Here is a 15,140-nt window from a genome sequence, read left to right on the forward strand (position 1 = left end):
CAAAACCTAAAGGTCATATAATGTTACAGCCAGCCTTTAAACCCGATAATACGAACGTTGCCAACCAACATTCGCAAAAGCTGGCTCTTGCTCGCCAGCACCTTTTTTCTCTGTTAATTAACGATAAGCTATTCGTTGATACATTATTAGGTCAGGCTGATGCACATGCAAAGATTAGCAATGATCTGCTACTCGAAAAAATTGAAGAAGTCCGTTCTTTACTGACCAGCCTGCATGCAGCAGATATTGCAGACATTCTGGAGGCACTGCCTTATGATGAGCGCCTTGCTTTATGGCGGCTCATTGACAACAACCAACGTGGTGAAGTTTTAGTAGAAGCTTCAATCCCTGTCTGGGATAACTTAATTAAGGATATGTCCGATCTCGCGCTACTTAGAGCAATCGGTACACTGCACGTCGATGAACAGGCTTATATTGTCGAACACCTTCCCCGTGATACCACACACCGTTTGCTGACCTATCTGGAACCCAGCCAACGCAATCGAATCCGGGAAGTATTGCAATATCACAAAGACAGCATCGGCCAGATGATGGACTTTGAATTTGTAACTGTACGCGGCAATGTTACGCTCAGTACCGTTCAGCGTTTTCTGCGCTCCCGTGGTTCTATTCCTGCAACAACGGATAAAATCTTTGTTATTGACCGTAAAAACCGGCTTCAGGGAGAACTTGCGCTCACTACCCTGTTAACCAACGCCCCCGATAAATTAGTCGCTGAAGTGATGAACATAGATACCGTAACTTTTCTGCCGGAGCAAAAAGGTGAAGACGCAGCCAGTGCGTTCGAACGTTATGACCTGATTTCCGCGGCGGTTGTGGATAATAACGGCCGTCTGATGGGACGTCTGACTGTTGAGGATATCGTCGATACCTTAAGCGAAGAAACAGATACCAATATCCGGCGTATGGGTGGCCTGAGCCGTGAAGAAGATGTTTTCGCTCCGGTTGGACAGGCAGTAAAAACCCGCTGGGCATGGCTAGCTATTAATCTGTGCACTGCATTCGTTGCTTCACGGGTTATCGGTCTGTTTGAGCATACAATTTCTCAGCTTGTTGCGCTTGCCACACTGATGCCTATCGTGGCAGGTATCGGAGGGAATACCGGTAATCAGACCATCACTATGATCGTGCGGGCACTGGCACTCCATCAAATCCGGACAGGGAGTTTTCCTTATATTTTATTAAGGGAACTGGGTGTTGCCCTGATAAACGGTATTATTTGGGGAGGAATTATGGGGCTTGTCACTTATCTGCTCTACGGTGACCCAGCAATGGGCGGAGTGATGACCATGGCAATGATACTCAACCTGCTGATGGCTGCCCTGATGGGTGTGCTGATCCCTTTTATTATGATGAGACTAGGCAGAGATCCTGCTATTGGCTCCAGTGTGATGATAACTGCGATTACTGATACCGGTGGTTTTTTTATCTTTTTAGGACTGGCAACCCTATTTTTGGTTTAATGCGTAACAGGTTACTTTAAAAAAACACCGATTGGCTTAACCCGCATTTAACGCGGGTTAATATTTACCATTTAAAAATACTTTGATGGTTATGAAAAATCATTTGATTGGCTTCTCATAATTTTATAATTGATGAAAACCAATAAACTATTCAATAGGCTTTTCAGTATAGTATCTTATTAACTCACTGTGCTTATTAATTATTTCCATTTTTCTGGGATCATCTTTGTATTTCTCCTTCAATTCATAAAATAATTTATTGGCTTTTTTACAATATATATTAATCTCATCTTCTAGTAATCGCTTTCTTTCATCAGACAGATCGCTATCCCATTCACCTGCAATATATTCACAATATTCAGTTTTTTTATGTATTCATGCAAATCTTTTGGCATATTATTTTTTGATGCCCATGAGACCCTATGTAGGCAGAAAAAAATCACACACGATATTATTATCTTTTCCATTTTATTGTTAATTTTCCATGCCCAATGCATTAGGAAAGCTCTCTCTGGGTATCTCACAGTGAGGATATTATTATCTCTGGTACCTGATTTTTTTCATTGCCACGCTTAAATCTCCTATACAGGTGGGGCAATGAAACGCCGATTGAATTTATCGGCGTTTTGGCAGTTATTACATTAACTCAGTATCAATAGACTCTTTCGTCCCAGACACTATACCCCGATGTTCCTGCCATATGATGGCGGCTGATAATATCTTTATATTTAACAGAAACAATCTCTTCCGGTTGTGCTTCCGCATGGTTGATACTGTGCGGATAATTCGGTGATAACTCAATAATTGTCGCATCACGACACTCAATTGAGTAATAGAGTTCCTGAGAACCTAATTGTGAGGTGCGATAAAAATCAAATTTCAGATTCAAACTTTCATTATCCGAAATTGCCATCATTAATAACGGTGATGACTTATCCTGCGGCTTTACAAATACAATTGGACTATGGTTAACATTTTGTTCTCTGTGAATAGAATGATGAAGATTTAATACAAAAATTTCATCTTCATGACCTGCCTGATACTTATTGCCAATGGATTCAACTGAAGAGCAACCTTGTGAAATCAACCCTTGTTTGTTTCCTTGCAAGGTTAAATAGATCATATTCGCCATGATAACTTCCTGTTTTGTTAAGGTTTTAATAACTATCAATCGCTTCTGATATAGTCTGGAACACCACATTTTTCCAGGAAAAACGTGACTAAAATCACAATTCCTTAAACCAAACTATATTTTCATTGTTGCTAATTATAGCGACTCACTTTATCAGCGATCATGCAATATTATACCAACGAAAAACAAGATAGGATATGTGCATTATTTGATAATTTACTCAGTATGACTTCGGTTTTTATAAGTATCAACTGTACTATGAACACTAATAACAAAATAAAATCTAACAGATTGTTATTTTTTATAAGTCTATCTGAATAGACATATCGTACTCATCAAGTATTTTTATTTTATCAATATCATCTTTGTATTTATTTTTTAGTTTATTATGTAAAATTTTTGATTTTTTGCAATATTCTGCTGAACCTTCTTCTATTTCTTTTTTACGATCTTCAGGAAGAGAATTATCCCATTCATTAGAAAAATATTGACAAGTTTCTATACTATCTATGTATTCCTGAATATCTATCGGGATTTCGCTTTCTGATGTAAATGAATAACCAGAATAAAGTGAAATGATAATACCTAATATTATTGATTTTTTCATATTTTCCATCTCATTATGCTATATTTATTGTTGTTAAATTTAATAATCACCCCTGATGAAAGACACTTTATCATATATCACCTATGTTAATGGATGTTTTACATGCTCTCTCGCCCTCCATGGCTTCGAATTTCTCATAAAAAGTTCTACTTTATCTCATTGACACAATTTCCATATTTTCTCCATGATTGGCAATTTCTCTCCAAGTACACTAATTAAATATATATTTACACTAATTTAGCATAAGATGCTTGTGTGGCTGATTATCGGTGCAATATTAAGAGAATGTCGAATATATGAGCAATAAACGTCGTACCTACTTTTTTTGTTTTGCTGCGTTAGTCGTTGTCATCGCAGCAGTTTTTTTTACATGGAACCATTTCAAAACATCACAAAAGTCCGGCCCACAACAGAATTTAGCCGCAGTTCCCCCCCGCCCTGTTCAGGCGGCTACCGCTAAAATGGAATCCGTGCCCCACTATCTGGTCGGGTTAGGAACGGTTCAGGCGGCGGATACAGTCAATGTCACCAGTCTGGTGAGCGGGCAATTGATCGCCCTGCATTTTGTAGAAGGCCAACAGGTGAAAAAAGGGGATTTACTGGCAGAAATTGATCCCCGTCCTTATCAGGTCAGGCTGGCAAAAGCACAAGGCCAATATGTTAAAGATCAGGCGATGCTGGCCAATGCCGAGCAGGATTTAGCCCGCTATCAACAACTGGCAAAAAGTAAATTAATTTCTCAACAGGATCTGGATAAACAGCACGCTTTAGTTCGTCAATATAAGGCCGCCCTCAAAAGTGATCAGGCCGATATTGATGAACAAAAACTCCAATTAACCTACAGCCGTATCACAGCCCCCATTTCAGGTCGTATTGGTCTGAAACGGATAGATGTCGGTAACTACATCTCTTCGGGAGGAGAAAAACCGCTTGTCGTCATTACGCGCGTTAATCCAATCGACGTGCTGTTTTCTCTGCCTGAAAACGATATTAGTGCCATACTAAAGGCACAGAAAAATAATACGATACCCGCTGTCATTGCCCGGGATCGCAATAACAAGCTGCAATTAGCACAAGGCAAACTGCTCAGCATCGATAACCAAATTGACGTTGCAACCGGCACCATAAAAATGAAAGCCAGATTTGATAATCAGGATAACACGCTGTTTCCAAATCAATTTGTTAATATCCAAATCAAAGTCAATACGCTGGATAACGCCATAGTCATCCCTGATGCTGCATTACAGATGAGTGGCAGTGGTCACTTTGTCTGGCTGGTAGGTAAAGATAATAAGGTCACAAAGCATAAAATAACCACCGGACTACAAAATGATAATCTGGTTATTGTCAACAGCGGTCTGTCCGTTGGTGATCGGGTAATAACAGACGGCATTGATCAGTTGACAGAAGGAGCAACTGTTGAAATTGTTAAGCCTCTGCAACCAAAATCGGATAACAGCAACGATAAATCTGCTCAGTCAAACGGTAAGGTGGAGAATAGTTAATGCTTTCTGATTCTCCGGTGACAGGGGGCGGACCATCCCGCTTATTTATACTGCGTCCGGTAGCAACGACGCTGTTTATGATTGCAATTTTGCTTGCTGGTATTCTTGGCTACCGGATGCTGCCGGTTTCGGCCTTACCTCAGGTGGATTATCCGACTATTCAGGTTGTTACGCTCTATCCCGGCGCCAATCCTGATGTAATGACCTCCGCCATAACAGCCCCGCTGGAACGCAGATTCGGGCAAATATCCGGCCTGAAACAGATGTCATCACAAAGTTCTGGCGGAGCTTCTGTTATTACGCTGGTCTTCCAGCTTTCCCTGCCATTGGATGTTGCAGAGCAAGATGTACAGGCCGCAATTAATTCAAGTATCAATTTGTTACCTAATGACCTGCCCTACCCTCCTATTTACAGTAAGGTGAATCCGGCTGATCCACCGATTTTAACTCTGGCTGTCACTTCTGATGCCTTACCAATGACAGAAGTGCAGGATATGGTGGAAACCCGTGTTGCTCAGCGCATTTCTCAGGTCGGTGGTGTTGGCCTAGTGACACTGGCTGGCGGGCAACGTCCTGCTGTTCGTGTGAAGTTAAATGCGCAGGCTATAGCCGCACAAGGGCTGAACAGCCATGCTATCAGCAATGCGATTGTCAGTGCGAATGTGAATTCACCAAAAGGTAGTTTTGATGGGCCAACGCGGTCAATTACCTTATCTGCTAACGATCAAATGAAATCCATTGACGATTACCGCAACTTAATCGTGACCTATAAAAATGGTGCTCCGGTTCGTCTTCGTGACGTTGCGACAATTGAGCGCGAAGCAGAAAATACGAAACTCGGGGCATGGGCAAATGAAAAACCCGCCATTGTTATCAACGTTCAGCGCCAGCCGGGTGCTAATGTTATTGAAACCACGGATAACATTCGTAGTGTATTACCCGAACTGATAAGCAGCCTGCCTAAATCGGTTAAAGTTGACGTTCTGACAGATCGTACTGCCACGATCCGCGCTTCCGTTAAAGACGTTCAATTTGAATTATTGCTGGCAGTTGCTCTGGTTGTTATGGTGATTTACCTGTTTTTGCGTAATGCCGCCGCGACCTTAATCCCAAGTATCGCCGTTCCGCTTTCACTTATCGGCACATTCGCAGTAATGTATTTCTGTGGTTTCTCCATTAATAACCTGACATTGATGGCATTGACAATTGCTACTGGCTTTGTTGTCGATGATGCCATTGTTGTTATCGAAAATATTTCCCGCCATATCGAACGGGGAGAAAAGCCACTTGCCGCTGCACTGAAAGGGGCTGGTGAAATCGGCTTCACAATTATCTCACTGACTTTTTCTCTGATTGCCGTTTTGATCCCGCTGTTATTTATGGGGGATATTGTAGGCCGTTTATTCCGGGAATTTGCGATTACACTCGCAGTGGCAATTTTAATTTCAGCCGTTGTCTCACTCACCCTGACGCCAATGATGTGCGCACGAATGCTGAAAGCAGAATCAGACATTAAACATAATCGCTTTGAGCAAGCCTGTGAGCACTTTTTTGAGTGGATAATTGCGATATATAGCGTGTGGCTGAAACGCGTCCTGAACCATCCCTGGCTGACACTCGGTGTCACACTTGGCACTCTGGCTCTGACCGTTCTGCTCTATATTTTTATTCCTAAAGGGTTTTTTCCATCACAGGATAATGGATTAATTCAGGGTACACTGGAAGCACCACAATCCATTTCTTTCAGTGCCATGGCGGATAAACAACGTCAGGTAAGCGCATTACTGTTACAAGATCCGGCTGTGGAAAATGTGACTACCTTTATCGGCGTTGATGGCAGTAACCCTACGCTGAACAACGGGCGCCTGCAAATTACGTTAAAACCTTTCGACCAACGTCATGACAGAATTGAGGATATTATCCCACGCTTACAAGCCCGGATCGCCAAAGTCCCTGATATCACGTTATATATGCAACCGATTCAGGATCTGACTATCGATACCCAGCTTTCCCGTACACAATATCAATTTACGCTACAGGCGACTTCTCTTGATGAACTGAACATCTGGGTACCTAAGTTACAGGAAGCACTGAAAAAGCGTCCTGAACTGGTTGATATCAGCAGTGACTTGCAAAACAAGGGATTAGTCGCTTATATCAATATAAATCGTGATATGGCCAGTAGGTTAGGTATTACGATTGCTGCGATTGATAACACGCTATATAACGCCTTTGGTCAGAGGATGATCTCAACCATTTATACGCAATCAAATCAATATCGGGTTGTACTCGCGCAGGATACAACACACTCTCCCGGTATTGATGCGCTCAATGATGTCCGGCTTTTGAGTGCGGATGGTAATATCGTACCTCTGACGGCTATCGCCACGATTGAACAACGGCTGGGATATTTATCCATTAATCACCTGCAACAATTCCCTGCCACTACCTTTTCATTCAATGTGGCACAGGATGCCTCTCTCGAAGCCGCTGTCAATGCCGTGAAGGAAACAGAACATGCCATCAACATGCCTAAAGATATCAATACACAATTTCAGGGAGCAACTCTGGCATTCCAGCATGCACTGAGTAATACCCTATTGCTGATACTGGCCGCTGTTGTTGCCATGTACATTGTGCTCGGAATACTGTACGAAAGTTTTATTCATCCAGTCACCATCCTGTCAACACTGCCCACTGCGGGAGTCGGCGCATTACTGGCATTAATGCTGGGAGGCTATGAGCTGGATATCATCGCCATCATCGGGATTATTCTGCTGATAGGTATTGTGAAGAAGAACGCCATTATGATGATTGACTTTGCGCTGGCAGCAGAACGTGAAAAAGGTATGTCACCCTACGATGCTATTTTTCAGGCTTGTCTCCTGCGTTTCAGGCCGATTCTGATGACAACAATGGCGGCACTGTTAGGGGCATTACCATTGATGCTTAGTACCGGTATCGGTGCTGAACTGCGCCGCCCATTGGGTGTCAGCATGGTAGGCGGTTTGATTATGAGCCAAATCCTGACGCTGTTTACGACTCCGGTCATTTATCTGCTATTTGACAGGCTGGCGCACTATTACAGAAATAGGCAAGGTAGAAATAAACAAAACGGACATCAGGATGATAATCAAACAACATTAGCGCGTTCTTCTATTGATCATCAGGAGCCGTTGTGAAATTTTTCGCCTTATTTATCAAGCGGCCTGTTGCAACCACACTATTAAGTGTGGCTATCACACTGTGTGGGGCATTCAGTTTTATCCTGTTGCCAGTATCACCTCTGCCACAAGTCGATATTCCGGTGATCGGTGTTTCTGCCTATATGCCCGGCGCATCACCAGAGACAATGGCCTCCTCTGTCGCAACCCCACTAGAGCGATCACTTGGCAGAATTGCGGGTGTTAAAGAAATGGGCTCCTCCAGCTCATTAGGCTATACCTTCATTTATCTGCAATTTGAACTGAACCGGGATATCAACGGAGCGGCACGGGATGTACAGGCAGCGATTAATGCTGCGGAAAGTCTTTTGCCTTCAGGGATGCCAAGCCGCCCGACCTACCGCAAGGCAAACCCTTCCTCTGCTCCCATTATGATCCTGACACTCACATCAGACAGTTATAGTGGTGGGCAGTTATATGATATCGCCTCAACACGCCTTGCCCAGAAAATTTCACAAATAGAAGGTGTCGGTCAGGTCAGCGTTTCTGGCAGTTCATTGCCCGCAATAAGGGTTGAACTCAATCCCAACGCCCTGTTCAGTAAGAGGATCTCACTGGATGACGTCCGCACTGCGGTCAATAATGCTAATGTCAGAAATCCGACGGGACATGTTGAGACAAGTGAGTACAACTGGCAAATACAAACTAACGATGAAATTAAAAAAGCGGATGACTACGCTTCTATTATTGTCGATTATCGTGACGGCTCACCTGTTCGTTTAAAAGATCTCGCAACAGTCAAAGAGTCTGTAGAAGATATCCGCGCCTCAGGTATGTCCGGTAATAAACCGGCTATTGCCCTGATTATCCGGGGGGAACAAAATGCGAATATCATTGAAACCATCAATAAAATTCGTGCAGAACTCCCTACTTTACGAACCTCAATACCCGCTAATATTAAACTTACGGTTGTACAGGATCGCTCTCCCACTATCAGGGCTTCCCTGTATGAAGTGGAGCGGGCGCTTGCCCTTGCCGTTGCACTCGTTATTCTGGTTGTTTTTCTGTTCCTGCGCTCAGGGCGTGCCACTCTTATTCCGGCAATTGCCGTTCCGGTTTCACTGATTGGCACATTTACTGCGATGTATTTATGTGGTTTCAGCCTGAATAACCTCTCACTCATGGCTCTGACCATCGCAACGGGTTTTGTTGTGGATGATGCCATTGTTGTGCTGGAAAATATCTCCCGTCATCTGGAAGCCGGGATGAAACCTGCACAAGCCGCGCTTAAGGGTGTAAGAGAAGTGGGTTTTACCGTTCTTGCCATGAGCCTGTCTCTCGTGGCGGTTTTTATTCCCCTTCAGTTGATAGATGAAATGCTCGGCAGGCTGTTCCTTGATTTTTCGGTGACACTTGCAACGGCGATAGGCATTTCTTTACTGGTATCACTCACCTTAACCCCGATGATGTGTGCACATCTGCTAAAATCTTCGCCTGAAAAATCGCTGAAGAAAACCCGCGGTTTCGGTAAAATTTTTCTCAGGCTCCAGCAGAATTATGGCCGTTCATTAAAATGGGTTCTTAACCACACACGCTGGGTTTTATTAATGCTGATCGGCATTATCGTCCTGAATGGCTGGCTCTATATTAATATCCCGAAAACTTTTTTCCCCAGACAGGATACGGGTCAATTACTAGGTTTTGTCGTTGCTGATCAAAGTATTTCTTTTCAGGCCATGCAAAAGAAGATGGAGCATTTTATGCAAGTCATTAATGCTGACCCGACTGTTGAAAATGTGACCGGTTTTACCGGTGGCGATAGCATGAATGTCGGTTTTATGTTTATGTCATTAAAGCCTGTGAGTGAACGCACAGAAAGTATCGATAAAATCATACTTCGTTTACGGGAGAAATTATCCCACGAACCGGGTGCTGAGCTGTACCTTATCCCTGTACAGGATCTCAGATCCGGGGGGGGCGGAGGTAATGCCAAATCTATTTATCAATTTAATTTACTGTCTGACGATTCTGATGCGCTCCGCAAATGGGCACCTATTATCCGCAAGGCATTGAAAACGTTACCCCAGCTGACAGGCGTTAATGCTGATGACGACGATAAAGGTTCTGAACTGGCGATTACCTATGATCGTGATCTTATGGCCCGTCTCGGTATCAGCGTTGCTCAGGCGAATAGCCTGCTTGGAAACGCTTTCGGGCAACAACCGATTTCAACGATTTATCAGCCTCTGAATCAATATAAAGTGGTGATGGAAGTTGCTCCTGAATATAACCAGGATATCAGTGCACTGGAAAAAATCTTTGTCATTAATAAGGAAGGAAAACGTATTCCGCTCTCTTATTTTGCCAGCTGGCGACCAGCCAATGCGCCATTAGACATTTATCATCAGGGGCTTTCGGCAGCTTCTACGATCTCTTTCGATATTGCGGAAGGCTATACGATGTCTGATGCAGTGAGTGCGATAGAAAGAACGATGACTGAACTCAGCGTTCCGTCAGCTGTTCGCAGCTCTTTTGGCGGTACTGTGCAAGATTTTCAGGAAAGTCAGCGTTCACAGTTATTGGTGATCCTTGCGGCTATCATTACTGTTTATCTGGTTCTCGGGGTATTGTATGAAAGCTATATTCACCCACTGACCATCCTTTCTACCCTTCCCTCTGCCGGAATCGGCGCTTTACTGGCATTGGAGCTCTTCAATACGCCATTTAGCCTGATTGCTATGATTGGCATTATGCTGCTGATTGGTATCGTGAAGAAAAATGCGATTATTATGGTGGATTTTGCTCTTGAAGCTCAGCGTAGTGGGCAACTCAGTGCGCGGGAAGCTATATTTCAGGCGAGCTTATTAAGGTTCAGGCCTATCATGATGACGACTCTTTCTGCTTTATTCGGTGCCTTACCTTTGGTACTGAGCAACGGTGCTGGTGCTGAATTACGTCACCCTCTGGGTATCACCATTGTTGGTGGGCTGGTGATGAGCCAAATTCTTACGTTATATACCACCCCTGTCGTTTATCTGTCTTTTGACAGACTGCGTGAGAAGTGGCAACAACGCCGTTTAGCAAAATTTCAGAGAATAAAATCGTTGTGAAATTGCGGATAAAAGCCGGGATCAGCGGGAAACTGTTTCTGGCTATTTTTGCTACCTGTATGCTGGTATTAGTGACAATGCACTGGGGCATTCGCCTCAGTTTCCAGTATGGATTCATCGGTTATATTCAGCAAAACAGCCAACTACGCGCCAGAATGCTGGCAGAAGCATTGACAGAACAATATCAGCAATATGGTAACTGGGATTTCCTGACTGAAAATGATCGGGCCATCTTTAAAATTATCCGAAATATCGAACAGAACAGTGATAATCGGCAGGAGTTGTCTCCCCGCGCTTGGCGTTCTCAGTTCTGGGTGGTTGACAGCCATATGCACCTGTTAGTTGGGCATTCTGACAATATGTCGGAAGAAACTTACCGCGTTCCGGTAAATGACCAGAATAACGTGGTCGGTTGGGTGATTGTCAGTACTTCGGACAAAATTACCCGTCAGGCTGATATCCGCTTTGCCCAACAACAACAGCTGACCAGTTGGATTATCGCAGGTTTCTCTACCATGCTGGCGCTGATTGCCACTTTCTTTTTATCCCGCATTTTCTTGAAACCCGTTAAGCGGCTGGTAGAAGGCACTCATAAACTGGCTTCCGGTAATTTCAGTGTGCGTGTTACATCATCCGCTCGGGATGAAATCGGGCAATTAGCATCAGATTTTAATCACCTTGCCTGCACGCTGGAAAAAAATGAGCAAATGCGCCGGGATTATATGGCCGATATCTCCCACGAATTGCGCACCCCACTCTCTATTCTGCGTGGTGAGTTGGAAGCCTTACAGGATGGTGTCCGTCAGCCGACACCGGAAACCATCCAGTCGTTACTGACAGAAGTGACTATTCTGACAAAATTAGTGGATGATTTACATTTGCTATCTCTGACGGATCGTGGCTCCCTGACTTATCGAAAAGAACAGGTTAATGTCAATGAGCTTCTGCAAATCGCTGTCGCGGTTTATCGTGGACGTTTTGCCGATAAACAAATTTCACTGGAAATATATTTACCGCAAAACACAATAGTATTTGCTGACCCTAAGCGATTAACGCAGCTATTCCATAATTTGCTGGAAAATAGCCTGCGCTATACTGCTGATCACGGAGCAGTGCTTATCCACGGGTATGTGAACCAGCAAAAATGGTTATTAAACTGGCAGGATAGTGCTCCCGGTCTTACTGCTGAACAATGCCAGCGTATTTTTGAACGTTTCTATCGTTGCGAATCTTCCCGCAATCGAGCCAGTGGTGGCTCAGGCTTAGGTCTGGCAATCTGCTACAACATTATTGAAGCGCACAATGGTCTTATTTATGCTGAAATATCACCTTTAGGTGGTATTCAAATTCACGTAGAATTACCGTTGTTCAAATTTTCTGAACAGAAAACGCCAAATAAGATATTGAAATAATGAGTGCACAATATACCGTTCTGATCGTTGAAGACGAACCCAAACTGGGGCAGTTACTGATTGACTATCTACAAACTGCAAATTATCAAACACAATGGTTAGTGCGCGGTGATGAGGTGGTTGCTCATGTCCAGCAACACCAGCCTGATATTATTCTGCTCGATCTCATGTTACCCGGCCTTGATGGGTTATCTGTCTGTAAGGAAATCCGCAAATTTTCAGATATCCCCATTGTTATGATGACAGCCAAAACTGAAGAAATAGATCGCCTGCTGGGGCTGGAAATTGGGGCGGATGATTATGTCTGTAAACCTTATAGCCCACGCGAAATCGTCGCCAGAGTGAAAACGATTTTACGCCGCTGCTATCGTCCGCAGGATATCGTCAGCGAACAGGGAGCACTGACCATTGATGAAAACCATTTTCAGGCTCGCTACCTTGAACGGGTACTGGAACTGACTCCGGTTGAATTCCGGTTACTTAAAATTATCTCCAGCCAGCCCGGACGTGTTTTTTCCCGTGATCAATTGTTGAATAATCTCTATAACGATCATCGTATTGTGAATGATCGAACAATTGACAGCCATATAAAGAATCTACGCAGAAAGTTAGAACAGTTGGATGAAGAGAAATCTTTCATTCGCTCAATTTACGGGTTGGGATATCGCTGGGAAGCCGAAATTTGTCGTCTGATGTAACTTGCCTACTGTTATTAAAAAAATTCACCTGCATAAATTTCAGGCTAAACTTAATCTGATAATTACCCAATCAGGAGAATTTCTTATGGCTATTGGTCACTATGATCTTAAGAAAGCGAAGAACGGGCAATTTTACTTCAATCTGGTCGCAGCGAACGGTGACATTATTCTCAGCAGTGAGATGTACACCACTAAGGCTGCCGCCAATAAAGGTATTCACTCAGTGCAAGTCAACTCTCCCGACAAAGCTCGTCATGAAGTAAGGAAAAATAAATCTGGCAAAACATATTTTGTCCTGAAAGCCAGAAATCACCAGATTATTGGTATTAGTGAATCTTATGGTGATGAAACCGCAATGAAAAAAGGAATGCAGTCTGTGATGAAAACCGGGGTAACAGATAAAATACGGGACTTGACTAAAAGTATGTAATCGTAGTTCGTTAACAGCGCCGCATCCGCGGCGCGTTTTTACCCGCATACCCATTCCTCCGTATCTATATCCGCTATATCTACGGTTGTACCTTGCAAGACAATCTTGAAAGTCAAAAGGTATAAGCGCTAAAATCCCCTCTTTAACCTTACCCTTAGTAATGATAAAGGGGTGAGGTCTGATTTGAACTCAGACTGAGAACGCGAATAATATGTTTACTCCAGAATTACTTTCTCCCGCCGGCTCCCTGAAAAACATGCGCTATGCCTTTGCTTATGGCGCAGATGCTATCTATGCCGGGCAGCCCCGTTACAGCCTGCGTGTTCGTAACAACGAGTTTAACCATGAAACACTGGCTCAGGGGATTAAAGAAGCCCATGAATTAGGCAAACGTTTTTATGTCGTTGTCAATATCGCCCCACACAATGCAAAACTGAAAACCTTTATCCGCGATTTGAAGCCTGTGGTTGAAATGGGGCCTGATGCGCTAATTATGTCCGATCCCGGTTTAATCATGATGGTGAGAGAAGCCTTCCCTGAAATGGATATCCATCTTTCCGTGCAAGCAAATGCGGTTAACTGGGCCACAGTAAAATTCTGGAAACAAATGGGCTTAACTCGGGTCATTCTATCGCGCGAACTTTCACTGGAAGAAATTGCAGAAATCCGCCAGCAGGTGCCTGAAATGGAGCTGGAAGTTTTCGTACATGGCGCACTTTGTATGGCTTACTCAGGCCGCTGTTTACTATCAGGCTATATCAATAAACGCGATCCTAATCAGGGAACCTGCACAAATGCCTGCCGTTGGGAATACAACGTTCAGGAAGGAAAAGAAGACGACACCGGCAACATTGTTCATACCCATGACCCTATTCCGGTTAAAAATATTGAGCCAACACTGGGACAGGGCACTCCGACGGATAAGGTCTTCATGATAGAAGAAGCCAAACGTCCGGGTGAATATATGAGCGCATTTGAAGATGAACATGGCACTTATATCATGAACTCTAAAGATTTACGTGCAGTAGAGCATGTAGAGCGGCTGACTGGCATGGGCGTACATTCACTGAAAATAGAAGGCCGTACTAAATCTTTCTACTATTGTGCCCGTACAGCTCAGGTATACCGCCGTGCCATCAATGATGCCGTTGCAGGTAAACCATTTGATCCAACATTAATGAGCACGCTGGAAGGATTAGCACATCGTGGTTATACGGAAGGTTTTTTGCGCCGTCATACTCACGATGCCTATCAAACCTATGAATATGGTTATTCAGTATCAGAAACGCAACAATTTGTGGGAGAATTTACCGGCAATCGGGTCAATGGGCTGGCTGAAGTAGCAGTAAAAAATAAGTTCCTCGTTGGTGACAGCCTTGAGATTATGACGCCAGCAGGTAATATCAACTTTGTACTGGCATCAATGATAAACAAAAAGAATCAGGCTGTCGAAGTTGCTCCGGGTGATGGTCATATTGTTTACTTACCTGTTCCTGAAGAAATTGAACTGAATTACGCGCTGCTTATCCGTAATCTGAAAGCAGGTAATACCCGAGCCCCACATACAAATACAGTTCCTAAAAATAATTCAGTATGAA

General features: G+C 43.7%; 10 protein-coding genes. 8 read left to right on the forward strand and 2 right to left on the reverse strand.

What is annotated here, in order from left to right; translation table 11 throughout:
• Positions 1 to 20 precede the first annotated feature (20 nt).
• Positions 21 to 1,484, forward strand: coding sequence for a magnesium transporter (gene mgtE, locus AAC855_RS05720; protein WP_340608665.1), 1,464 nt, complete (start codon positions 21 to 23; stop codon positions 1,482 to 1,484).
• A gap of 652 nt (positions 1,485 to 2,136) precedes the next feature.
• Here mgtE and AAC855_RS05725 read toward each other — a convergent pair.
• Together AAC855_RS05725 and AAC855_RS05730 are read right to left on the reverse strand one after the other, a co-directional pair.
• On the reverse strand, positions 2,137 to 2,616 hold the full coding sequence (locus AAC855_RS05725) for an Hcp family type VI secretion system effector (RefSeq protein ID WP_099110873.1): 480 nt from the start codon (positions 2,614 to 2,616) through the stop codon (positions 2,137 to 2,139).
• Positions 2,617 to 2,917: 301 nt separating this feature from the next.
• Positions 2,918 to 3,223 carry a hypothetical protein gene (locus AAC855_RS05730; RefSeq protein ID WP_340608666.1) on the reverse strand — a complete coding sequence of 102 codons (306 nt, stop codon included), beginning with the start codon at positions 3,221 to 3,223 and terminating at the stop codon, positions 2,918 to 2,920.
• A 296-nt stretch (positions 3,224 to 3,519) separates the two neighbouring features.
• Between AAC855_RS05730 and AAC855_RS05735 the strand changes: the two genes are divergently transcribed.
• From AAC855_RS05735 to trhP, 7 genes are all read left to right on the forward strand, one after another.
• A complete protein-coding gene (locus AAC855_RS05735; RefSeq protein ID WP_340608667.1) occupies positions 3,520 to 4,728 on the forward strand; it encodes an MdtA/MuxA family multidrug efflux RND transporter periplasmic adaptor subunit in 1,209 nt (402 codons plus the stop codon).
• A complete protein-coding gene (locus tag AAC855_RS05740) occupies positions 4,728 to 7,910 on the forward strand; it encodes an MdtB/MuxB family multidrug efflux RND transporter permease subunit (RefSeq protein ID WP_340608668.1) in 3,183 nt (1,060 codons plus the stop codon). Before AAC855_RS05735 ends, AAC855_RS05740 begins: the two co-directional genes overlap by 1 nt.
• On the forward strand, positions 7,907 to 11,002 hold the full coding sequence (gene mdtC, locus AAC855_RS05745) for a multidrug efflux RND transporter permease subunit MdtC (RefSeq protein ID WP_340608669.1): 3,096 nt from the start codon (positions 7,907 to 7,909) through the stop codon (positions 11,000 to 11,002). Before AAC855_RS05740 ends, mdtC begins: the two co-directional genes overlap by 4 nt.
• Before the next feature lie 8 nt (positions 11,003 to 11,010).
• On the forward strand, positions 11,011 to 12,414 hold the full coding sequence (gene baeS / locus AAC855_RS05750) for an envelope stress sensor histidine kinase BaeS (RefSeq protein WP_340608749.1): 1,404 nt from the start codon (positions 11,011 to 11,013) through the stop codon (positions 12,412 to 12,414).
• Positions 12,414 to 13,112 (forward strand): envelope stress response regulator BaeR, encoded by a 699-nt coding sequence (baeR, locus tag AAC855_RS05755; protein ID WP_340608670.1) that lies wholly within the window; start codon positions 12,414 to 12,416, stop codon positions 13,110 to 13,112. The genes baeS and baeR overlap by 1 nt, the downstream gene beginning before the upstream one ends.
• 85 nt (positions 13,113 to 13,197) lie before the next feature.
• Entirely contained in the window at positions 13,198 to 13,542 is a 345-nt protein-coding gene (locus AAC855_RS05760) for a YegP family protein (protein ID WP_340608671.1), read from the forward strand.
• 211 nt (positions 13,543 to 13,753) lie between these two features.
• A complete protein-coding gene (gene trhP, locus AAC855_RS05765) occupies positions 13,754 to 15,139 on the forward strand; it encodes a prephenate-dependent tRNA uridine(34) hydroxylase TrhP (protein WP_340608672.1) in 1,386 nt (461 codons plus the stop codon).
• Position 15,140: the final 1 nt, after the last annotated feature.

Origin of the sequence: Xenorhabdus bharatensis (genome assembly GCF_037996705.1) — a bacterium.
In the GTDB taxonomy this organism is placed as follows: Bacteria; Pseudomonadota; Gammaproteobacteria; order Enterobacterales; family Enterobacteriaceae; genus Xenorhabdus; species Xenorhabdus bharatensis.

Excerpts from the sequence above, each read along its gene's own strand:
- AAC855_RS05760 (WP_340608671.1), top strand. The coding sequence starts at position 13,198 with ATGGCTATTGGTCACTATGATCTTAAGAAAGCGAAGAACGGGCAATTT.
- AAC855_RS05730 (WP_340608666.1), bottom strand. The coding sequence starts at position 3,223 with ATGAAAAAATCAATAATATTAGGTATTATCATTTCACTTTATTCTGGT.
- trhP (WP_340608672.1), top strand. The coding sequence starts at position 13,754 with ATGTTTACTCCAGAATTACTTTCTCCCGCCGGCTCCCTGAAAAACATG.
- AAC855_RS05725 (WP_099110873.1), bottom strand. The coding sequence starts at position 2,616 with ATGGCGAATATGATCTATTTAACCTTGCAAGGAAACAAACAAGGGTTG.
- AAC855_RS05740 (WP_340608668.1), top strand. The coding sequence starts at position 4,728 with ATGCTTTCTGATTCTCCGGTGACAGGGGGCGGACCATCCCGCTTATTT.
- mgtE (WP_340608665.1), top strand. The coding sequence starts at position 21 with ATGTTACAGCCAGCCTTTAAACCCGATAATACGAACGTTGCCAACCAA.
- AAC855_RS05735 (WP_340608667.1), top strand. The coding sequence starts at position 3,520 with ATGAGCAATAAACGTCGTACCTACTTTTTTTGTTTTGCTGCGTTAGTC.
- baeR (WP_340608670.1), top strand. The coding sequence starts at position 12,414 with ATGAGTGCACAATATACCGTTCTGATCGTTGAAGACGAACCCAAACTG.